23 protein-coding genes, 1 tRNA gene and 1 pseudogene are annotated in these 18,527 nt (G+C 63.6%); 9 read left to right on the top strand and 16 right to left on the bottom strand.

Annotated features, from left to right (window positions below; all coding sequences use genetic code 11):
- The first annotated feature begins 11 nt into the window (after positions 1-11).
- Positions 12-260 carry a hypothetical protein gene (locus tag AC1DZ8_RS12990; RefSeq protein WP_477306235.1) on the top strand — a complete coding sequence of 83 codons (249 nt, stop codon included), beginning with the start codon at positions 12-14 and terminating at the stop codon, positions 258-260.
- Between the two features lie 246 nt (positions 261-506).
- Here the strand turns inward: AC1DZ8_RS12990 and AC1DZ8_RS12985 are convergent, their stop codons facing one another.
- Positions 507-743 (bottom strand): hypothetical protein, encoded by a 237-nt coding sequence (locus AC1DZ8_RS12985; protein ID WP_477306233.1) that lies wholly within the window; start codon positions 741-743, stop codon positions 507-509.
- Positions 744-824: 81 nt separating this feature from the next.
- On the opposite strand from AC1DZ8_RS12985, the pseudogene AC1DZ8_RS12980 reads away from it, so the two are divergent.
- A pseudogene (locus AC1DZ8_RS12980) lies at positions 825-1,313 on the top strand (tyrosine-type recombinase/integrase); the annotation flags it as partial.
- A gap of 143 nt (positions 1,314-1,456) precedes the next feature.
- Here AC1DZ8_RS12980 and AC1DZ8_RS12975 read toward each other — a convergent pair.
- Positions 1,457-1,532, bottom strand: a tRNA-Ile gene (locus tag AC1DZ8_RS12975).
- Between the two features lie 134 nt (positions 1,533-1,666).
- Between AC1DZ8_RS12975 and AC1DZ8_RS12970 the strand changes: the two genes are divergently transcribed.
- Entirely contained in the window at positions 1,667-2,377 is a 711-nt protein-coding gene (locus tag AC1DZ8_RS12970) for an SIMPL domain-containing protein (RefSeq protein ID WP_477306231.1), read from the top strand.
- 179 nt (positions 2,378-2,556) lie between these two features.
- Here the strand turns inward: AC1DZ8_RS12970 and AC1DZ8_RS12965 are convergent, their stop codons facing one another.
- The 3 genes from AC1DZ8_RS12965 to AC1DZ8_RS12955 form a co-directional block, all read right to left on the bottom strand.
- Positions 2,557-2,901: a hypothetical protein gene (locus AC1DZ8_RS12965; RefSeq protein WP_477306229.1), complete on the bottom strand. Its 345-nt coding sequence runs from the start codon at positions 2,899-2,901 to the stop codon at positions 2,557-2,559.
- A gap of 219 nt (positions 2,902-3,120) precedes the next feature.
- Complete coding sequence (locus AC1DZ8_RS12960) at positions 3,121-3,567, bottom strand: YcgN family cysteine cluster protein (protein ID WP_477306227.1); 447 nt, start codon at positions 3,565-3,567, stop codon at positions 3,121-3,123.
- Positions 3,568-3,673: 106 nt separating this feature from the next.
- A complete protein-coding gene (locus AC1DZ8_RS12955; protein ID WP_477306225.1) occupies positions 3,674-4,711 on the bottom strand; it encodes a hypothetical protein in 1,038 nt (345 codons plus the stop codon).
- On the opposite strand from AC1DZ8_RS12955, the gene AC1DZ8_RS12950 reads away from it, so the two are divergent.
- Entirely contained in the window at positions 4,676-5,941 is a 1,266-nt protein-coding gene (locus tag AC1DZ8_RS12950; protein ID WP_477306223.1) for an OmpA family protein, read from the top strand. The genes AC1DZ8_RS12955 and AC1DZ8_RS12950 overlap by 36 nt on opposite strands.
- Before the next feature lie 341 nt (positions 5,942-6,282).
- The gene (locus AC1DZ8_RS12945; protein ID WP_352556526.1) at positions 6,283-6,798 is read left to right on the top strand and encodes a TIGR00645 family protein; all 516 of its coding nucleotides are present in this window, start codon (positions 6,283-6,285) and stop codon (positions 6,796-6,798) included.
- 135 nt (positions 6,799-6,933) lie between these two features.
- Here the strand turns inward: AC1DZ8_RS12945 and AC1DZ8_RS12940 are convergent, their stop codons facing one another.
- From AC1DZ8_RS12940 to AC1DZ8_RS12930, 3 genes are all read right to left on the bottom strand, one after another.
- Positions 6,934-7,800: an SDR family oxidoreductase gene (locus AC1DZ8_RS12940; protein ID WP_477306220.1), complete on the bottom strand. Its 867-nt coding sequence runs from the start codon at positions 7,798-7,800 to the stop codon at positions 6,934-6,936.
- 314 nt (positions 7,801-8,114) lie between these two features.
- Positions 8,115-8,744 carry a helix-turn-helix transcriptional regulator gene (locus tag AC1DZ8_RS12935; RefSeq protein WP_477306219.1) on the bottom strand — a complete coding sequence of 210 codons (630 nt, stop codon included), beginning with the start codon at positions 8,742-8,744 and terminating at the stop codon, positions 8,115-8,117.
- An 8-nt stretch (positions 8,745-8,752) separates the two neighbouring features.
- Entirely contained in the window at positions 8,753-9,625 is an 873-nt protein-coding gene (locus AC1DZ8_RS12930) for a S1C family serine protease (protein ID WP_477306217.1), read from the bottom strand.
- A 226-nt stretch (positions 9,626-9,851) separates the two neighbouring features.
- Between AC1DZ8_RS12930 and AC1DZ8_RS12925 the strand changes: the two genes are divergently transcribed.
- Positions 9,852-10,802 (top strand): S1C family serine protease, encoded by a 951-nt coding sequence (locus AC1DZ8_RS12925; RefSeq protein ID WP_477306215.1) that lies wholly within the window; start codon positions 9,852-9,854, stop codon positions 10,800-10,802.
- A gap of 3 nt (positions 10,803-10,805) precedes the next feature.
- Here the strand turns inward: AC1DZ8_RS12925 and AC1DZ8_RS12920 are convergent, their stop codons facing one another.
- Both AC1DZ8_RS12920 and AC1DZ8_RS12915 read right to left on the bottom strand, forming a co-directional pair.
- Entirely contained in the window at positions 10,806-11,717 is a 912-nt protein-coding gene (locus AC1DZ8_RS12920) for an arginase family protein (RefSeq protein WP_477306213.1), read from the bottom strand.
- 95 nt (positions 11,718-11,812) lie between these two features.
- Positions 11,813-12,238, bottom strand: coding sequence for a VOC family protein (locus AC1DZ8_RS12915; RefSeq protein WP_477306211.1), 426 nt, complete (start codon positions 12,236-12,238; stop codon positions 11,813-11,815).
- Between the two features lie 66 nt (positions 12,239-12,304).
- On the opposite strand from AC1DZ8_RS12915, the gene AC1DZ8_RS12910 reads away from it, so the two are divergent.
- Positions 12,305-12,931, top strand: coding sequence for a TetR/AcrR family transcriptional regulator (locus AC1DZ8_RS12910; RefSeq protein ID WP_477306209.1), 627 nt, complete (start codon positions 12,305-12,307; stop codon positions 12,929-12,931).
- Here the strand turns inward: AC1DZ8_RS12910 and AC1DZ8_RS12905 are convergent.
- Positions 12,864-13,820, bottom strand: coding sequence for a LysR family transcriptional regulator (locus tag AC1DZ8_RS12905; protein ID WP_477306207.1), 957 nt, complete (start codon positions 13,818-13,820; stop codon positions 12,864-12,866). The two genes, AC1DZ8_RS12910 and AC1DZ8_RS12905, sit on opposite strands and share 68 nt — an antisense overlap.
- Positions 13,821-13,930: 110 nt before the next feature.
- On the opposite strand from AC1DZ8_RS12905, the gene AC1DZ8_RS12900 reads away from it, so the two are divergent.
- Positions 13,931-14,572 (top strand): FMN-dependent NADH-azoreductase, encoded by a 642-nt coding sequence (locus AC1DZ8_RS12900; RefSeq protein ID WP_477306205.1) that lies wholly within the window; start codon positions 13,931-13,933, stop codon positions 14,570-14,572.
- 143 nt (positions 14,573-14,715) lie between these two features.
- On the opposite strand, the gene AC1DZ8_RS12895 is transcribed toward AC1DZ8_RS12900, so the two are convergent.
- Both AC1DZ8_RS12895 and AC1DZ8_RS12890 read right to left on the bottom strand, forming a co-directional pair.
- Complete coding sequence (locus AC1DZ8_RS12895; RefSeq protein ID WP_477306203.1) at positions 14,716-15,012, bottom strand: HlyU family transcriptional regulator; 297 nt, start codon at positions 15,010-15,012, stop codon at positions 14,716-14,718.
- Between the two features lie 111 nt (positions 15,013-15,123).
- Positions 15,124-15,813, bottom strand: coding sequence for a PadR family transcriptional regulator (locus AC1DZ8_RS12890; protein WP_477306201.1), 690 nt, complete (start codon positions 15,811-15,813; stop codon positions 15,124-15,126).
- A 273-nt stretch (positions 15,814-16,086) separates the two neighbouring features.
- On the opposite strand from AC1DZ8_RS12890, the gene AC1DZ8_RS12885 reads away from it, so the two are divergent.
- Positions 16,087-16,344: a DUF2798 domain-containing protein gene (locus AC1DZ8_RS12885; protein WP_112563373.1), complete on the top strand. Its 258-nt coding sequence runs from the start codon at positions 16,087-16,089 to the stop codon at positions 16,342-16,344.
- A 43-nt stretch (positions 16,345-16,387) separates the two neighbouring features.
- On the opposite strand, the gene AC1DZ8_RS12880 is transcribed toward AC1DZ8_RS12885, so the two are convergent.
- From AC1DZ8_RS12880 to AC1DZ8_RS12870, 3 genes are read right to left on the bottom strand one after another with little or no spacing between them, the layout of a single operon-like run.
- The gene (locus tag AC1DZ8_RS12880) at positions 16,388-16,768 is read right to left on the bottom strand and encodes a thiol-disulfide oxidoreductase DCC family protein (protein WP_477306198.1); all 381 of its coding nucleotides are present in this window, start codon (positions 16,766-16,768) and stop codon (positions 16,388-16,390) included.
- Positions 16,768-17,832 carry a DMT family transporter gene (locus tag AC1DZ8_RS12875; RefSeq protein WP_477400978.1) on the bottom strand — a complete coding sequence of 355 codons (1,065 nt, stop codon included), beginning with the start codon at positions 17,830-17,832 and terminating at the stop codon, positions 16,768-16,770. The genes AC1DZ8_RS12880 and AC1DZ8_RS12875 overlap by 1 nt, the downstream gene beginning before the upstream one ends.
- Positions 17,833-17,885: 53 nt before the next feature.
- Positions 17,886-18,515: a sulfotransferase family 2 domain-containing protein gene (locus AC1DZ8_RS12870; RefSeq protein ID WP_477306195.1), complete on the bottom strand. Its 630-nt coding sequence runs from the start codon at positions 18,513-18,515 to the stop codon at positions 17,886-17,888.
- Positions 18,516-18,527: the final 12 nt, after the last annotated feature.

Raw genomic sequence — 18,527 nt, 5'->3', positions numbered from 1 at the left:
GGTGGCAGATCATGAAAAGCGACAGCCTCTCCTACCCTCCTCGGGGTCTCTCACGCGAAGAAGCCGCCCGATATGTTGGCGTAGGTATAACCAAATTCGACCAGATGGTTTCTGACCGCCGCATGCCTAAGCCGAAGAAAGTTGACGGCCGGGTGATTTGGGACCGGCTCAAACTCGAAGCAGCGTTTGCCGAACTACCTGGAGACGATGATGAGAATATCGTCGACTTCCTGTTGCAAGGGAATCATCGCAGGGGATAGATTCATTCTGCTATGACTGACAAATATCCTGGCCTCTCCTCCTACACCGATCGCCACGGAAAACTCCGGTGGCGCTATCGGACAAAGGAGCGTGTGGTCAGCTTGCCGGCCCCCAATCAGCCGGGGTTCAAGGACGCATACCAGGCAGCGGTCGAGGGCCGGAAAGTCCCCAGGGCTCCGGTCGTCCGCATGCCTGGAGCCGCCCTGCCCTGCACGTTTGGAGCGGCCTTTCAACGGCTGAAGATCTCAGTCAAGTGGCTGGCCCTTGACGGAGCCAGCAAGCGCAAGAACATGCGGTTGATTGAAGAATTTCTGGAACTGCGGGTGGTCGCAGATTACCCACTTATCTGGCGCGACGTACCGGTCAAGAACCTTAGACGTATCCATGTCGAAGAGCTTCTTGGACGCTTCATTGCCACGCCCCATAAGGCCAAGCATCTGTTGGTGGGCATACGCAAGCTCGTCTATGTCGCTCTTCGGCAAGACTGGATCGAAATCGATCCCACAGCGGCGGTCGAGTGGCGACCCGCTTATGCCGGTTGGAAGGCCTGGTCGCGCGAAGCGATGGCACAATTCGAGAATCGTTGGCCGCTCGGCACTGCGGCGCGCACGTGCTACGGGCTGGCACTTTGGCTCGGCAACCGCCGCAGCGACGTCGCCGGACTGCGCTGGGATCAGAGGGTCACTCGTTGTGTGTTCATTGATGGCGTCGAGAGTCACTTCGATGGCTTTGATATCGTTCAGGCCAAGAACAAGGGACGAACCGGCGGCAAACGGCTTTTTGTGCCGATTACACCGATGCTGTCTGAGATTTTAGATGCGGCCGACAGGCGCGGCGAGACGGTCCTGGTCAACGGCTATGGTGGGCCGTTCTCCGCAAAATCGCTGACTGGAATGATGGCGCATTGGTGTAAGCTTGCCGGTCTGCCGAAGGGGCTGACACTGCATGGGCTAAGGAAGTCGCTCGGCGTTTATCTGGCGGAGGCTGAGGCCTCGACCAGACAGCTGATGGACGTGCTTGGGCACGACGATATTGATCATGCCGAACTCTATTCGCGCGAGGCATCGCAGGTTCGCCTGGCGGTGCAAGGGATGGATCGCGTCGTACGCCTCGTGACCCGCAAGCCGATGCTTGGCGAACCTGTTGGCGAACCTTGTGGCGAACCGGCCAATAAGCAATTGATAAATAACGATAATGGTGGGCCCGGAGGGACTCGAACCCCCAACCAAGCGGTTATGAGCCGCCGGCTCTAACCATTGAGCTACAGGCCCCACGAGCGCTGGATTAGTGTTTTTCCTTGCGCCGCACAAGGCTTTCCGGACGGGCTGGCCGAGATCGCCCAAATCAGCCCATATTCGCATCCTAGTCGACAGGCGCGACTGGATCGCAGACTGAGGAGATTTTCATGACCAGACATCTTTTGCCGCTCGCACTTGCCGGCGCAATCGCTTTTCCGGCGATTGCCACCGCCGCCGATTCGCCGCCCCCGCCCCGCATCATCGTGTCGGGTGAAGGCCAGTCGACCGTGGCGCCCGACCTGGCGCTGCTGACGCTCAGCGTCATGCGTGAGGCCAAGACGGCGCGCGCCGCACTCGACGCCAACAACGACGCCATGGCCGCCGTGATCGCGGCGATGAAATCGGCAGGCATCAAGGACCGCGACCTGCAGACCGCCGGCATCCAGATCAATCCGCGCTACAACTACACCAACAAGCCCGACGGCAGCCAGGAAGCCGAGTTGGTCGCCTACCAGGTGACCAACACGCTGTCCGTGCGCATCCGCGACATCGACAAGACAGGCGAGATTCTCGACAAGGCGGTATCGCTCGGCGTCAACCAGGGCGGCGGCATCTCGTTCTCCAATGAGGACCCGAAGGCAGCCGTCACCGAGGCCCGCAAGAAGGCCGTTGCCGACGCCATGGCCAAGGCCAAGACGCTGGCCGAGGCTGCCGGCGTCAGCATCGGCCGGGTGCTGGAAATCACCGACCAGAACATCGCGCCGGCGCCGATGCCGATCAACGCCAAGGCCTTCGATGCGGCGGGTGCTGCGGTTCCGGTGCAGGCTGGCGAGAATGCCTATGCCGTGCAGGTCACCGTCACCTTTGAGCTCAAGTAGCAGGCGGCCGCTGGCCGGATGCGGCCGGCTGATGGGCTGAGCTGGTCGCCAATTGTTTGCAGACATGAAAAACCTCGGAGGACTTGGTCCTCCGGGGTTTTTTTCGAGCCGCACCCTTCCGCTGAGGGAAAGGGGCTCCTGGCTGACCCTCGAAGAAGGTCGCCGCTACCGATCTTCGCTTAGCGATAAATAACCGGGCAACCGCGCTCATTGGCGAACACGACCACTACGCGATCGCCATACTGGCGGCCGGCGACTTTTACCACGCGGCGGTTGATGTCGACGAGGCGGACGCGGTGCAGGCCCATGCGCTCGGCCTTGTCGAGGGCGCGCTCCGGCGAACAGCGGCGCCAATTGCGCTCGCGGCGAAAGCCGTCATCGTCGTCGCCGGTATAGACGCCGACGCGGCGGTCGTGGTTGTTGCCGAAGCCGAGATAGATCGAGTCCGCATGGGCGGGGACTGCGGCAAGCGTGCCGAGGGCTACGAGACCCGAAAGGGCTGCCGTTTTGATCGTGTTGAACATTGTCTTCTCTCCTTGTTGAGGGCTGGCGCCCGACTTCGTGGAACCGATGGGGGGAGAATGCGCCTTGCAGTCTGAACTCTTTGCGAACCGGCCGTTCATTTTCGGTTAATCTGCCGGACAGGTCGCAAGCAACCGCCCCTTCCGCCACTGCAAACGATCCGGACCGTCAAAAACGTCCGATGGCCCAGAACGGCTGGCGGCCCTGTCCGTTCCAAACCATCAAGGCTCGTCGTCGAGCATATAGTCGAAATAGTCGTCCGGTTCGGCAAGGTCGGTCTCGCTGGCGCGAACCCGGCCGCGAATGGAAATGCCGGCCTCATGCACGGTCTCGGCACTTCCCGACACCAGCCTGTGCCACCAGTAGAGATCGTGTCCCTCGGCAACCAGCCGGTAGGCGCAGGTTTTCGGCAGCCAGCTGATGGTGCGCACATTCTGCGGCGTCAGCCCGACGCAGTCCGGCACCCGCGCCAGCCGGTTGGCATAGTCCGAACAGCGGCAGGTCTGCCCATCGAACAGCCGGCAGCCGACCGATGTCCAGTAGATCTCGCCGGTATCCTCGTCCTCGAGTTTCGACAGGCAGCATTTGCCGCAGCCGTCGCAGAGCGATTCCCACTCGGCCGGCGTCATCGCTTCCAGCGACTTGGTTTTCCAGAACGGGGTTTCCATTATGGGGTGAGATGTGGCCCTCGCTGGCGGTGAGGTCAAGCTGTACCGCCGCCGCAAATGCCGCCTGCACCATACGAAAAACATGAAGTTGCCTTCAAAAGGCCGGTCAATCGTCCTTGGTTGCGGGTAATGCCTGCAAACCGGAACCAATCCGGTCATGGACAGTTTGGGCAGGGATGGGACCCCATAAGGAGAATTTCTGATGAAACGCCAACCACGGATTCTGGCAGGCACTGCTATATGCCTGTTGATGGCATCCGCGCCGTTGGGCGCGTTCCCGCTTCAGGGAAGTGCCGTGTTCGGCCCCTTGCAGCACAATGGCACACCGCTGATCCTGGCCCAGGACGACCCTGCTGCAGATGGTCAGCAGACCGACCAGGAACTGCCACGCAAGAAGAAGCACAAGCAGGCCGAACAGGCGCCGGTAGAGCAGCAGGCCGCACCCGCGGCCGAGCAACCCGCGCCAGCCGTCGAGGAACAGCAGCCCCGCAAGAAGAAGCACGAACAGCAGCAGACCGAGCAGGCTCCCGCTGAACAGGCCGCCCCGGTTGAAGAGCAGCAGCCGCGCAGGAAAAAGCGCAATCAACAGCAGCAGATCGAGGCAGCGCCGGCGGAGCAGGCAGCTCCTGCTGCCGAGCAGGCAGCACCCGCGGTTGATGAACAGCAGCCCAAGCCGCGCAAGAAGAAGCGTGACCAGCAGCAGCAGATCGAGGCTGCACCAGCGGATCAACCGGCCGAACAGGCCGCGCCCGCAACCGACGAACAGCCGCTGAAGCCACGCAAGAAGAAGCGCGACCAGCAGCAGCAGATCGAAGCGGCGCCTGCTGAACAGCCGGCCCAGCAGCCTGCAGAGCAAGCAGCGCCCACCGAACAGGTGGCGCCGGCAAACGACAACAATGCGCGCAAGAAAAAGCGCAAGCAGGATCAGCAGATCGAGGCCGCCCCCGCCGAACAGGCGCCAGCCACCAAGGTTGCCCCTGCCGGAGAACCCGTACCGCAGGCGGAGCCGGTCCAGCCCCCGGCCGATCAGCAAGCCGCTCCCGCCGAGGGCGAACAGCCCAAGGATCAGGCCAAGAAGAATGGCAAGAAACCTGTTGGCGAACAGCCGGTGACAGGCGAACAGCAACCCGCGACTGGCGAACAACAGCCTGCGACCGGTGAACAACCCGCCACCGCCGAGCAGCCAGCGCAGGGCGAGGCCACGACCAATCCCGACGAAGCACCCATTCTGGACAGCCAGAAGGACGCCAGGCGCAAGCACCGCAAGGACCAGGGCGGCCAGGACGCCGATGGCCAGAATGCAGGCGGCCAGACGGGCGAGCAGCCCGCGCAGGACGGCACCCAGGCGCAGAACCCGAAGCCGGCTCCTGTCGATCAGGGACCACCGCCCACCGACGACAAGGCTGCGCAGCAGGAGATCAAGCCTGAAAAGATCGTTCCGGTGACGGAGGAACAGGGCACGCGTGTCGAGCGCGCTCCCGACGAGAATGTTCGCGACCGCCGGCGTCCCAAGGGCGCGGACGTGCTGAAGGAGATCGGCGACCGCGTCATCATCCAGTTCAACAACCAGACGATCGTCGAAAGCAATGACGGCCCGCGTATGAATCGCGGTGCCAAGGATGTCTACTACGAGGATCTCCCGCGCGGCCGCACCCGCGAAACCGTGGTGCGCGCCAACGGCGTCCAGATCGTCACCATCCGCAACCGCAACGGCGACGTCATCCAACGCTCGCGCATCACGCCGGATGGCCGCGAATATGTGCTGAGCTATGTCGACGAGCGGCACTATGACGACGATAATGACTGGCGCGATCCCGGCGACGACCTGCCCCCGATGCGGCTGACCATCCCGCGGCGGGAGTACATCCTCGATTCCGAGGATGTCGAGAGCGATGACGATTACTACGACTTCCTCGAGCAGCCGCCGGTGGAAAAGGTCCAACGCCTCTACTCGGTCGACGAGGTCAAGCGTTCGGCCCGCGTGCGCGACATTGCCCGTCGTGTCGACCTCGACACGCTGAACTTCGAATTTGGCTCGGCTTCGGTCTCCGACACCGAGGTGCAGAAACTGGAAGGCGTCGCCAGCGCCATGGAGAAGCTGTTGAAGAAGAACCCGGCCGAAACCTTCCTCATCGAAGGCCATACCGACGCCGTCGGCACACCGGAAGCGAACCTTGCTTTGTCCGACCGGCGCGCCGAGGCGGTTGCCGAAGCGTTGACCAATGCCTTCGGCATCCCGCCGGAAAACCTGACCACGCAGGGCTATGGCGAGGAGTATCTGAAGGTCAACACGTCGGCGCCCAACCGTGAGAACCGCCGCGTCGCAATCCGCCGCATCACCTCTCTGGTGGCGCCGGTAGCCAGCAACAATTGATCTGATTTTTCAATATCTTGAATGGCTTTCTGGAATCAGATCGGCAAGAAAGACCCATCCCGGCAGACCGGGATGGGTGGACGTACGAACCACAAGCCCAGTCAACAAGAATTGTACAAGCATTAGAGCCGGCTCATTGAATCACGAGGCGGCAAACCCCAGATTCGGGGGTGGGCGTTCCCTGCCCCGTCCCGACTCCAGCGGGACGCATTGAGCCCCGCCGGGCCTCCCGGCGGGGTTTTTTTGCGTCGCAGCGAACGCGACGCGCTTTGGCCTTGCAAACCGCGGCAAGCTGACCGAAATACCCCATTCGACCGAGAAAGCTTGACCGGAACCGCTGCATGAAACGTCTCGAACTCGCCATCGAATCGATCATTCTCGCCTCCCGCTGGCTGCTGGTCGTTTTCTACATCGGGCTGGCGCTGGCGCTGGCCGTCTATGCGCTGTCGTTCGGCAAGAAGCTCTACGAATTCATCACGGTGGCCTTCACGCTCGACGACACCGACACCATCCTGAAAATGCTCGGCCTCATCGACGCGGCGCTGGTCGCCTCGCTGGTGGTGATGGTCATCATCTCCGGCTATGAGAATTTCGTCAGTCGCTTTGACGAGAATGACGGCGAGGTCCATTGGCTGGGCACGATCGATGTCGGCTCGCTGAAGGTCAAGGTCGCCTCGACCATTGTCGCCATTTCCTCGATCCACCTGCTGCAGGTGTTCCTCAACTCGGCCTCCTACACGACCGAGCAACTGATGTGGCTGACCATCATCCACCTCGCCTTCGTCGTCTCTGCATTCATGCTGGCCTATATCGACCGGCTGATGGGCCTGGCCAAGGGCAAGAAGTCCGAGGAATGATCTAGCCCTTCTCCCCGTCACGATACGGGGAGCTGAGGGGGTGGTCCGCGCAGCGGACGAAAAGCCAATTGCTTGGCTTTTCGAACGATGAACGCCGGCAGGCGGATGAGGGACAGCGCCGACGCGGGATTGTCGCTAGTAGATGCTTTTGACGTTCGTCGTCGAATTGGCAAACACCTCGTCCGGCACAAAAAAGTCGCCGGCCAGCGGACCGGTCGCGCCCGGCGCGTAGGCCGTGAAATCCGTCACGCCTTCGGCGCGCAGCACCTCTTCGTCGATGTAGAAATTGCCTGACGTCTCGCGCGACGGCCGCAGGAAGATGGCATGCGCGGCATCGGCCATGATGTCGGGCAAACGGCTCATCGCCGCCACCGTCGCGCCGCCGAGCAGATTGCGCACAGCCGCCGTGTCGATGGTCGAGATCGGCCACAGCGAATTGACCGCAATGCCGTCCTTGGCGAACTCGGCGCTCATCCCCAGCGTGCACATCGACATGCCGAACTTGGCCATGGTGTAGGCGACGTGGTTCTTGAACCATTTTGCCTTCATGTCGAGCGGCGGCGCCAGATTCAGAATGTGAGGATTCTTAGCCAACTTCAGGTGCGGAATGCACATTTTGGAGACCAGAAAGGTGCCACGCGTGTTGATCTGGTGCATCAGATCGTAGCGCTTCATGTCGGTCTCCAGAGTGCCGGTAAGCTGGATGGCGCTGGCATTGTTGACGCAGATGTCAATGCCGCCGAACTTTTCCACGGTCTTTGCAACCGCCTCGGCCACCTGCGCCTCCTCGCGGATATCGCACAGCACAGGCAGCGCCTTGCCGCCCGCCTGCTCGATCTCTTCGGCAGCCGAATAGATCGTGCCCGGCAGCTTCGGGTGCGGCTCCGCAGTCTTGGCCGCGATCGTCACATTGGCGCCGTCACGCGCCGCCCTGAGCGCAATCGCCAGCCCGATGCCGCGCGACCCGCCGGAAATGAACAGCGTCTTACCCTTGAGCGACATTTTTTCCTCCGCGTGCTTTGTCTCGTTGCGCGATCCTTGCCTGTGGCGGCCTAGGACACAAGAGGCTGTGGCGGCAAGCGATGGTGACGCAACGGAGGGCTCACAGAACCTGGGTTCCTCGCCCCCACGGATGTGGGGGAGAGGTGGCTCGGCGAAGCCGAGACGGAGAGGGGGATTACGTGAAAAACGTGACGTGGACCGTCTGGGCGCGCACAAGGCAGAAGCTAATTTCGTTCGCTGGCGCTGCCCCCTCTCCGTCCGCTACGCGGCCATCTCTCCCCCGCTCTTTGCGGGGGCGAGGAACCCAAGCTTTCCTAAACCAGCACCAGCCCCTGCCGCATGGCAATCGCGATAGCATCAGTGCGGTTAGCCGCACCCAGCTTGATCAGAATCGCGGCGACGTGGAACTTCGCCGTGTGCACGGAGATGTTCAGCCGCCGCGCGATCACCTTGTTGGGTGCGCCTTCGGCGAGCAGCGCCAGCACTTCGGCCTCACGCGGCGACAGTGCCGGTCGGGGGGCGTGCTCGTCGGCGAGGTCTTCCTCGGACGGCTCGCCATCACCGGCATGAAAATCCCCGTGGCGCCCGCCGTCGCCTGAGACCCGGTAGCCCGCCGCCGCCAGCCGCACCGCTGCGGCGATCAGCAGATCGTCCGCGCCCGCTTGCATGATAGCGAACACCTCGCCCGCCGGCTGCTCGCCGCCGGCGCGTCCAGTCAGCAGCACCCGTGGCATGGCGGCCGGCACCGCGCCGCCACTCCTGTCGTCAACAATGGCAACATCGGCTCTGCCGTCGCCGGCTGCGACAGGCAACAGATCGTCGCTGGCTGCAAGGGAGGCAGCCAGACGCTCGGCGCGGCCTGCGTCGCCAAGCGCGATCAGCACCACCAGCCGCCGCGAGGCGGGGCCGTCAGCCATGATCCGATCGTTGGCGAACGTGTCCATCAACCCTCTCAGCTCAGCGGCTTCTCACCGATGGTTATGGCGACATCGCGCTGCTCGCCGCCGCGCACCACGCCGAGCGTCACCGCGGCACCCGCGCTATCCGGCCCAAGCTTGCGGATCAGTTCGCGCGGCCCATGCACGGCATCGCCGTTCCACGCCACGATGATGTCGCCCAGCGCAAGGCCGGCGGCCTTGGCCGGGCCATTGTCGTCGAGGCTCATCACCATCGCGCCGCGCGCCGCGCCGTCACGGATCGGGTGCAGGCCGGCGCCGAGATAGCCGCGGGCGACATGACCCTTTTCACGCAGCGTCGCCACCGCCCGCTCGATCGTCTCGTAAGGCATGACCAAGGCGCGGCCACGCGGCCCGAACAGCAGCATGCCGATCAGCGCGCCCTTGGCGTCGAGCACCGGACCGCCCTCGAAACGGCCGCCGGCATTGACGGCAAGATTGATGCGCCGGTCGATGGTGCCGCCGCGCATGGAGCGCCAGGCCGGACCGACCTCACCGACCGAGCCGGACACCGCGAGCGCCGAGCCCTGGCTGCTGCCAATGGCGATGGCGACGTTGCCCGGCCGCACCGCATCCGCCTTGGAGAGCGGCGCGGCACCGACCGCACCTGCCGGCTTCAGAAGCGCGACGCCGGTCGAGGGATCGCGACCAACCAGTTCGGCCTTGACCGTCTCGCCCGAAGCCAATGCAAGTTCGATCTCCTCGCCGGCCTCGACGGCTTCCTCGGCGGTGACGAAATAGCCATCCCGCCAGTGGAAGGCGCTGGCCGTGCGATGGTGATGGGTGGCGAAACTTGCCGTAGCGGGTGCTGCCGCAGCCGCGACATCGGCGATGGCCTCGGAAAAGGCGCTGAGATTGAAGTCGCTCATTTTGGTCTCCTGGGTTTCCTTGCATGCCCCAGATATCGCTCGGCAGCCGGCTCGCAGATACTCGCCTGACGGCTAGTTCAAGGTTTCACTGGCCATCTGGTCAGGTCGCGGCACTTCCAGCCGCTTCGCACATATAGTGCGTGTCGCCCAAAAGTGCTCAGCGGTTTTGGGATGAGACACGCACAGGAAAAAATCACGAACACGCCTGAAAACACGGAGCCCAGCCATGGCCCTCGCCGCCGCCAAATTCCAACCGGACGACACACTGCTCGACGCCTATTCGACGACAGTGGCAGACGCGGTCGACCGCATCGGCCCCGCCGTCTGCCGCATCGAGCGCGTCGGCGGCCAGGGCGGCCATGGCTCCGGCTTCGTCATCGCGCAGGACGGGCTGGTCGTCACCAATTTCCACGTCGTCGGCGACGCCAGGACGGTGCGTGTCTCGATGCCCGACGGCGCCTCCAGCGAGGGCCGCGTGCTTGGCCGCGATCCCGACACCGACATCGCGCTGGTGCGTGCCGACGGCAGCTTTGCCGATGTCGCGCCGCTGGGCGATTCCAAGCGGCTGCGGCGCGGCCAGATCGCGATTGCGATCGGCAATCCGCTCGGCTTCGAATGGACCGTCACCTCAGGCGTCGTCTCGGCGCTCGGCCGCTCGATGCGCGCCTCGACCGGGCGGCTGATCGACGACGTCATCCAGACCGATGCGGCGCTCAACCCCGGCAACTCGGGCGGGCCGCTGGTGTCGTCGGCCGGCGAGGTCATCGGCGTCAACACGGCCATGATCCATGGCGCGCAAGGCATCGCCTTCGCGGTCGCCTCCAACACCGCGAACTTCGTCATTTCGGAGATCATCCGCTTCGGTCGCGTGCGCCGCGCCTTCATCGGCATCTCCGCCGACACCACCAATTTGCCGCGTCGCGCAGCGCTTCTGTCACAGGTGTCGACCAACACCGCGGTGCGGCTGCGCAGCGTCGAGAAGAACGGCCCGGCGGCAAAGGCTGGCCTCAAGGAGGGCGACATCATCGCCGCAATAGACGGCCGCCCGGTCACCGGGGTCGACGACCTCGTGCGCATGCTCGACGCCGAACGCATCGGCCGCGAGACGCTGTGCACCGTGGTGCGCCGCACCGGCGTCAGCCAGGTAACGGTGACGCCGGTGGCGAGGGCGGGCTGAGTCTCATCGCTGCTTGAGCACCCGGCCGAGCAGCGACACCAACAGCCGTGCGAGGTCGCCATTCGGGTCGAGGTCGGGATCGTAGATCGTCATGTCCATGCCGATGCAGCGCTGATCCGCCGCCAGCGCCGACAGGATGGCGACGAGATCGTCGGGATCGATGCCGGGACTGCCGGGCGAATCCACCGCCGGCATGATCGTCTGGTCGAGCACGTCGACATCGAGATGCAGCCAGTACGGACAATCGGCGCGCGCCAGCGTCGCTCTCGTCGCCTCCAGCACTTTTTCGGCGCCGAGTTCCCGCGCGGCAAAGACATCGATGCGCGTGATCGCTGTCGAATTGATGTCGGGCCAGGCAAAATCGGCATCACGGCTCTCGCGTTCGCCGATCTGCACCACCGCCTCGTCGGCCACGAGCGGGCCGGCAATGCCGGGCCACTCGGTCAACAAGGACTCGCCGCGTCCGGTGGCGAGCGCCAGATCCATGCCGGCGGCCGAGCCGAGCGAGGCGTCGACATCGTAATTGCCCGGATGGCGGAAGTCGCTGTGGCCATCGACATGGATAAGCGCGACCGCGCCTGCGCGTCGCGCCGCCGCCAGGGCGCCCAGCAGGATCGAACAATCGCCGCCGATGACTACGGGGAACTCGCCTTGCCCAAGCGCACCGGCGACGATCTCGGCAAGTTCGAGGTTGAAGCGGCGGATCGCCGGACCGTTGCGCAGGCCGGTGCCCGGTTGCGGCTCGGTGCTGTAAGCGGGCCTTTCGAGATCGACCACCCGCCCCGGCGCCAGCACGTCGACCAGACCAGCCTCACTCAGCGCCTGCGGCGCCCGCCAGGTGCCGGGCACATGGCCGGGGTGCAGCGGTCGGAGACCAAGATTGGAGGGCGCACGAACAAGGCAGATGTCACGCATGCGGCAGGACCAGCTTCAACGTCGTCCACCATAAGCCGCGTCGCGTGATCCCGGCCACAGCAGCTGGAGCCGCTGCGGACACTTGCTGCCATCAATCAGGTGCCCGCCGCGCCCTCCGCGAATTGCGCCTGAAACTCAGGGCTGAGCGGGATCGGCTTGATGACGTCGATCAGCACGCCATTGGGATCCCTGGTGATGAAGTGGCGCTGACCGAAGGGTTCGTCGCGCAGCGGGCACAGGATCGGCAAGCCGGCCGCAACGACCCGTTCATAGACTGCGTCCGGATTGCGAACCTCGAAATTGATCAACAGCCCCGATGTGCGGCCGCGCCCCTCCTCGGGGATCGTCTCGTGGTCGCCTTGGACGATGCCGAGATTGACGCGCTTGTCCTCGACCGACTGCAGATGCACATACCAGTCGCTCTCAAACAGCGGCCTGAAACGAAAGTGCTTGATATAGAAGGCTTTAGTGCCTTCCACATCGCCCGTCATCAGCACTGGATAATAGCTCGTCGTCTTCATCTTTCTTTCTCCTGCCAATTAACATACAGTCTGCATGTAAGTTGAAATAACATACAGGCTGCATGTATGCAACGAGAAACTGCCCGCCGTTCCAATCGTGATCGCACCGAAGCGACGCGCGCCGACCTGATCGCCGCGGCGCGCAAACTGTTCATCGAAAAATCCTATGCCGAGACCGGCACGCCGGAGATTGTTGCGGCCGCCGGCGTCACCCGCGGCGCGCTCTATCACCACTTTGCCGACAAGCAGGCGCTGTTTGCCGCCGTGGTCGAGCAGGAGGCGGCAGTGGTGGCGCAAGAGATCGATCGCGCCTCGCCGCCTTCGCTGTTTGCCCGCGATGCGCTGATCGCCGGCTCGGACGCCTATCTCGCCGCCATGCGCATCCCCGGCCGCACGCGGCTTCTGCTGCTCGACGGACCGGCCGTACTCGGCCGCGCCGCCATGGACGCAATAGACGACCGCCACGGCAACCGTTCGCTGCGCGAGGGCTTGGTCGCGGCGATGCGCGAGCAATCGATGATGAGACTGCCGCTGGATGCACTCACCGCCCTACTTGCTTCCGCCTTCGACCGCGCGGCGCTCGCCATCGAGGCCGGTGCGTCAGCCGAAGACTATCGCGTCGTGCTCATGGCGCTGATCGACGGACTGGCTCCGGCTCGTCCACAGGCACCTGGCCCGGTTCGAACTCGTTGAAACAGCCGAGCTGGCTTTTGAACTGGTCGATCAGCCAGGCCGCCGCCGGTTTCGGACTGCGGTCGACGCGGTGCATGGCATAGAGCGGCCCCTTCGCCTCCTTGAACGGTTCGAGGTCAAGCTCGACCAGCGTGCCGCTCGCCAGGTCGTCGGCGATCAGCCAGCGCGGCAACCCGCCCCAGCCCAGTCCGGCGCGCATCAGCACATGCTTGGTGCGCATATCCGTCATCCGCCAGGTGCGGTAGGCAAAGACGCCGTAGTCGCGTCCCTTGGTGCGCTCGGACTGGTCGGAGACGACCAGCTGGATGTGCTCGCGCACATCCTCGAGCGCCACCGGCTTCGGCAGCAGCGCCAGCGGGTGGTTGGCTGCCGCGGCCGGCACCATCGACATGAAGCCGATATTCACCAGATGCACGTCGACCTCGCCCAGCAGCCCGCCAATGCCGAGGTCGGCCTGTCCGCTGAGGACAAGGTCGGGGACCAGACCGAGCGTGCCGGCGTGCAGGCGCAGCATCACCGTTGGAAACTGCGCTTCGAACGCCTTCAGCACCCGCACCAGCACCGGCGCCGGCAGCGCCACGTCGAGCGCCAGCGCGAGCTCCGCCTCCAACCCCTGGTGGTGGCCGTCGACGCGCGAGCGGATGCGCTGCAGCACGCCCACCATGCGCCGCGCATCCTCCAGCATCGCCCTGCCGATCTCGGTCAGCTGCGGCTCGCGCGTGCCTTCACGCTCGAACAGCTTTAGGCCCAGTTGCGCTTCGAGATTGGCGATGCCGTAGCTGATGACGGACTGCGCCCGGTTGAGCTTGCGCCCGGCGGCCGAAAAACTGCCGGTGTCGGCCACCGCCACCAGGATCTGCAATTGGTCGAGGGTCGGATTGGGTTGCATGATATATCTATTTTATGGATGGATAACATAGAAAATATAACAGTTTTTTGAATGGATCGATAGGCCCATATCAAGCGGGACAATTCAATTCCCAACTGGAGAGAACCGTTATGTCCATCCTTCTTGTCACCTCGAGCCCGCGTGGCTCTGCTTCGCACTCGACCCGCATCGCCACCGAATTCGCGCAGAAGCTTGTCGCCGCCGATCCGTCGGCCGAGCTCGTCGTACGTGATCTCGTCGCCACCCCCCTGCCGCACATCGACGCCGATTATTCCACCGGCATCTACACGCCCGTTGAAGCTCGCACCCCGCGCCAGGCCGAGGTCGTTGGTGTTTCCGATGTCGCGCTCGACGAGCTGTTCGCGGCCGACACCGTGATCGTGGCCACCGGCTTCATCAACTTCAACATCTCCTCGACGCTGAAGTCGTGGGTCGACCACATCGCCCGGTCCGGCAGGAGCTTCTCCTATGGTGAGGGCGGCCCCAAGGGGCTCGTCACTGGCAAGAAGGTCTACATCGTGCTCGCCTCCGGCGGCATCTACTCGGAAGGCGCTGCCGTGCAGATGGACCACGCTGTCCCCTACTTGCGCTCGGTGCTCGGCTTTCTCGGCATGACCGATGTCGAAGTCATCCGCATCGAAGGCGTCGGCATGGGCGCCGATGCCGTGACGGCAGCGCTTGCCAAGGCAACTGCCAAGGTCGACGCCGTGGTGGCCGCAACCGCCAGCCAGCAGATCGCAGCGGCGGCGTAAAGCGCCGACGTTCATCCACCTAAAATAGAAAAGGCAGGCGCCTCGGCGCCTGCCTTTTTCGTACTGCTCAGCAAATTGTCCCTAGCAATTGCTTTAAAAACAACGGGTTAGAGAAATTTTATCGATTCAACCTTTGACCCGCCCTACCCAAAAATCTTCTCGCCCTGCTCGTCGACGAGCTGGATGCCCTTCTTGATTGAGATGTCGACGGCATCATCGAGCCCGGCGAAACGGTCGGCGCGGATAAAGCGGTGCTCCTTCATCACGCCGCCGACTTCCTTCGAAACCACGCCGCAGGTCTGGTACTGGCCGTCCGCCTTGTAGGGCGTGGCGCTGACTAGGAATCCCTTGTGCTCGATCTGTTTTGCCGGAGCGGCGTTCTTTGGTTCGCCGGCGTCACCGCCACCACCACTGCCGAAAAGACGTTTCAGAAAAGACATGGGGGATCCTCCAACGGCAATCATCCCGCACCGATAGAAGGTGCAGGATGATTTTCAGTACCGTTCCTCAGTCGAACGGGCAAGGGTCGTATACCACTCCCCCGCCAGAGGTCAGCCGCGCGACAGCGCCTCAAGAGCTTCGGCGGCGCCTTCCAGTATGGCGATCGCTTCGGCCTGCTTTTCGGCCGGTGCATCGACGATCTCGCCGAGCGCTGCGCGCAGCCGGTGGCGGACAGTGCGGAACTCGTCGCGGGCTTCCGAACGGCCGCCGCGGCCACGCCGTCCGCCCTCCTCGCTGTCGTCGTTCCAGCCGAACCACTCGCGCGCCTTGGCCATCTTGCGACCGAAGCGCTCGAGATGCTCGAGCACGCCGTCGATCATTTCGCGGTTTTCGTTGAGGTGCGCCTGCCCCGCCTCGGTGATCGAAAATACCTTCTTGTTGCCGTCCGCGGCCGAGGCGGCATAGCCGGCCTCTTCCAGGAAGGTCAGCGTCGGATAAACGACGCCCGGGCTCGGGCTGTAGATGCCGCTGGTGCGCTCTTCCAGCGCCTTGATGATGTCGTAGCCGTGGCGCGGCGCCTCGGCCAGCAGCGACAGCGTGATCAGCTTGAGATCGCCGTCGGCCAGCATGCGCCCGGCGCGAAACATGTCGCCCGGGCCGCCGCGTCCGCCGCCACGTCCGCCGTGACCGAATGGGCCGAAGCCGCCGCCCCCTCTGCCACCAAATTTGCCGCCGAACTTGCCGGCCATATGCAGGAATGCGCGCTCGGCGCGCTCGCCAAAGGGATGATGTCTGTGCATGAATTGCTCCTTGAGTTATATCTTACGATACATCTTAAGTAGGCTCGCGCCATCGACGAGTCAAGATATATCTTACGATGTATCTAAAGGCAGTGCCAGATGGTTGATTTCACCGACGCCGACAGCTAGAAGGCACGTGAGGGGCCCGACCTCTCCGTAAGCGTCTGACGTCAAGCAACGCATCCAACCCCGGTCTTTCCGGGCAATTTCGCCGGAAACCCGGCGCAATGGATGCCAAATGCGACGGACCGGATACTTCAGGAAAATCCAAAAATGACCACGACCCGTAAGCGCGGCAAGCTGCCGGCGCGCTATGCTGCCATCGTCAGCCCACTGGTGCTGTCGCTGCTGATGACCTTCATCGTCTCGTTCATCTCGACGCTGAAAAGCCTTGGCCCTCAGCCCAACCTGCCCTCTGTCTGGCTCACCGCCTGGGGCTTGTCCTGGCTGGTGGCGTTTCCGACGCTGCTGCTTGTGTTGCCGGCCGTGCGACGCATCGTCGGCTGGCTATGCGAGCTGCCGGCCCGGTAACGCTCACGACGGCAGGCCCGAAAAAAATTTCGGGCTTGCCTCTTTACCAGCGGCCTTTGCGCCGGTTCCAGGCATAGAGAAGGTCAGCAAAGCGATCATAGGCGAACCGGGTCAACGGCAGTGCGATCGGATTGCCGAACAGCGCAGCCAGCCAGCCCTCGCCCGGCGTCACCCTCCAGACGGCAACCGCGACGTCGGCGCCGACCAAGAGTTTGCCCTCGGTATCGGTGGCATGCAGCCGGCGGCGGATGTCCTCTAGCGAGGCGCCGTAGCCGGCTAGAGCCGCCGGTTCGAGGTTGATGTCACGAAACGCGATGCGGCCGGCCTTGATCGCCTCGATCAGCCGCCGTTTCTGCCTGGTGATGCCGCCATCGCAGACCGGACAGCGCGTGTTGTACCAGACAGTCAGCAGAGCGCCCGCCATTAGCCGTGGTCGTGCCGGTGGTGCAGATCGGGATAGTGCGCGTGCGTATGGCGCATCGGCGTATGCCGATGCCGGTGCGAGTGCGGTTCCGTCACCATCCCATCATGATCGTGCTGGTGGTGCTCGTCATGCACATGACTATGCTCATGCTCAAGAGCCTGGTGATCATGCTCATGATCGTGGCGCTCGGACAGATGCAGCCACAGGCCGACGCCCATCAAAAGTCCGGCAATCACCAGCTTCAACGTCAGGGGCTCACCGAGGACAGACACGGCAAGCAGAGCGCCTATGAACGGCGCCAGCGAATAGTAGGCCCCTGTGCGTGCCGTGCCGAGATGGCGCAGCGCCAGGATGAACATAACCAGGCTGATGCCGATGGCGAAGAAACCGGCTGTCGCTGCCGCGGCGACGATGGACATAGCGGGAAATGATGCGCCGGCAATCAAGCCGAGCCCGACATTGACGATGCCTGCCACCAGCCCCTTCAGCATGGCGATCACCACCGGGTCGGTAGCGGAGATTTTCCGGGTGAAATTGTTGTCCAGGCCCCATGCCAGGCAAGCTCCGGCAACCAGCAACGCGCCAAGGTTGAAGGCAACACCCTGGCCTTGCCATGACAACAGAACCGCACCGGCAAGGATGGCGAAGGCACCAAAAAGCAGTCGACGGTCGACATTCTCGCGGTAGATCAGCCAGGCTATCGCCATGGTAGCCAGCCCTTCGAGGTTGAGCAACAAGGCGGAGCTGGATGCGGTATTCAGTGTAAGGCCGAACATCAGAAGCACGGGGGCGACGATGCCACCCATACCGATCGCCAGCGCCAGCCATGGCATGTCCTTGCGGGCCAGTTGTGCTTCGCCGGTGGCTGCCTGCACGCCTCGAAGCAGGCGAAACACAGCCAGCCCTATACCCGCGCCGAGATAGAGCAGGCCCGCCAGCATGAAGGGATTGACAGTATCAAGGAGCAGCTTGGAGAGCGGCGGCGCCGCGCCAAACAAGGCGGCAGAGCCAAGCGCAAGCGGCACACCGGGCCATAGATGCGAATGTGAGAGAGGTTCAGACATGACCCGCATTCTACCACGGCGCCGCGTCCCGTCTTCCCCTTGCGCGCGGCAAATCAGAAATCGTAGCCGAAGCGTTCGAAGTCTCTGACATAGAGCCGCCGTACGATCGCTTTCGCCTCGTCGTCGTACACCGCGCGATAGTCGACCGGCGGGCTGACATTCGATCGGGGAAGCTCGCCGGGAAGGCCGAGCCGCTCGGCCAGGACATTGAACTGCTCGGCTAGCGTTTCGAAGCGCAGGACCTCGTCGATAATCAGCTTTCCATCCCTGTCTGAAATCCAGCTCGTCTGATCCACCCGCGCCAGCCGGTTCTTGCGTTCGAGATAGCGCAGGAACGCCTTGAAGTCCCAGCGTTGCGCCTGGCGATGCCGGCGCCGCGAGGTTTTCCGGCGCAAATGCTGGTAGTTGGAAACCACCAGCGCAAAAGGGTTACGCACCACGGCGAATTTGTAGGCGCCGTCATAGAGCTGGGGCGGCAATTTGCGCCGCAGCCAGGCGGCTCTGTCATGCTGGTTGAAATTGGCCTTCTCCGGCGCCTCTGGCACCGGCAGGCGCGACAGCAGACGCCGCCACGGCGTCGGCGTCGGCTTCAGGCACCATGGCCGCAGCGCACGGGTGATCGAAGTCCCGGCCGTCTTCGGGATGTGGATGAAAATGAAGTTCTTCTCGAGCGAGAGGAGCATTTCCCCTCAATA

It is taken from the genome of Mesorhizobium sp. P2_F7, assembly GCF_056403695.1.
Note: the sequence above shows the minus strand (reverse complement) of the source record. Positions and strands in the feature narration are given on the sequence as shown.

Excerpts from the sequence above, each read along its gene's own strand:
- AC1DZ8_RS12990 (WP_477306235.1), top strand. The coding sequence starts at position 12 with ATGAAAAGCGACAGCCTCTCCTACCCTCCTCGGGGTCTCTCACGCGAA.
- AC1DZ8_RS12970 (WP_477306231.1), top strand. The coding sequence starts at position 1,667 with ATGACCAGACATCTTTTGCCGCTCGCACTTGCCGGCGCAATCGCTTTT.
- AC1DZ8_RS12965 (WP_477306229.1), bottom strand. The coding sequence starts at position 2,901 with ATGTTCAACACGATCAAAACGGCAGCCCTTTCGGGTCTCGTAGCCCTC.
- AC1DZ8_RS12960 (WP_477306227.1), bottom strand. The coding sequence starts at position 3,567 with ATGGAAACCCCGTTCTGGAAAACCAAGTCGCTGGAAGCGATGACGCCG.
- AC1DZ8_RS12945 (WP_352556526.1), top strand. The coding sequence starts at position 6,283 with ATGAAACGTCTCGAACTCGCCATCGAATCGATCATTCTCGCCTCCCGC.
- AC1DZ8_RS12940 (WP_477306220.1), bottom strand. The coding sequence starts at position 7,800 with ATGTCGCTCAAGGGTAAGACGCTGTTCATTTCCGGCGGGTCGCGCGGC.
- AC1DZ8_RS12935 (WP_477306219.1), bottom strand. The coding sequence starts at position 8,744 with ATGGACACGTTCGCCAACGATCGGATCATGGCTGACGGCCCCGCCTCG.
- AC1DZ8_RS12930 (WP_477306217.1), bottom strand. The coding sequence starts at position 9,625 with ATGAGCGACTTCAATCTCAGCGCCTTTTCCGAGGCCATCGCCGATGTC.
- AC1DZ8_RS12925 (WP_477306215.1), top strand. The coding sequence starts at position 9,852 with ATGGCCCTCGCCGCCGCCAAATTCCAACCGGACGACACACTGCTCGAC.
- AC1DZ8_RS12920 (WP_477306213.1), bottom strand. The coding sequence starts at position 11,717 with ATGCGTGACATCTGCCTTGTTCGTGCGCCCTCCAATCTTGGTCTCCGA.
- AC1DZ8_RS12915 (WP_477306211.1), bottom strand. The coding sequence starts at position 12,238 with ATGAAGACGACGAGCTATTATCCAGTGCTGATGACGGGCGATGTGGAA.
- AC1DZ8_RS12910 (WP_477306209.1), top strand. The coding sequence starts at position 12,305 with ATGCAACGAGAAACTGCCCGCCGTTCCAATCGTGATCGCACCGAAGCG.
- AC1DZ8_RS12905 (WP_477306207.1), bottom strand. The coding sequence starts at position 13,820 with ATGCAACCCAATCCGACCCTCGACCAATTGCAGATCCTGGTGGCGGTG.
- AC1DZ8_RS12900 (WP_477306205.1), top strand. The coding sequence starts at position 13,931 with ATGTCCATCCTTCTTGTCACCTCGAGCCCGCGTGGCTCTGCTTCGCAC.
- AC1DZ8_RS12895 (WP_477306203.1), bottom strand. The coding sequence starts at position 15,012 with ATGTCTTTTCTGAAACGTCTTTTCGGCAGTGGTGGTGGCGGTGACGCC.
- AC1DZ8_RS12890 (WP_477306201.1), bottom strand. The coding sequence starts at position 15,813 with ATGCACAGACATCATCCCTTTGGCGAGCGCGCCGAGCGCGCATTCCTG.
- AC1DZ8_RS12885 (WP_112563373.1), top strand. The coding sequence starts at position 16,087 with ATGACCACGACCCGTAAGCGCGGCAAGCTGCCGGCGCGCTATGCTGCC.
- AC1DZ8_RS12880 (WP_477306198.1), bottom strand. The coding sequence starts at position 16,768 with ATGGCGGGCGCTCTGCTGACTGTCTGGTACAACACGCGCTGTCCGGTC.
- AC1DZ8_RS12875 (WP_477400978.1), bottom strand. The coding sequence starts at position 17,832 with ATGTCTGAACCTCTCTCACATTCGCATCTATGGCCCGGTGTGCCGCTT.
- AC1DZ8_RS12870 (WP_477306195.1), bottom strand. The coding sequence starts at position 18,515 with ATGCTCCTCTCGCTCGAGAAGAACTTCATTTTCATCCACATCCCGAAG.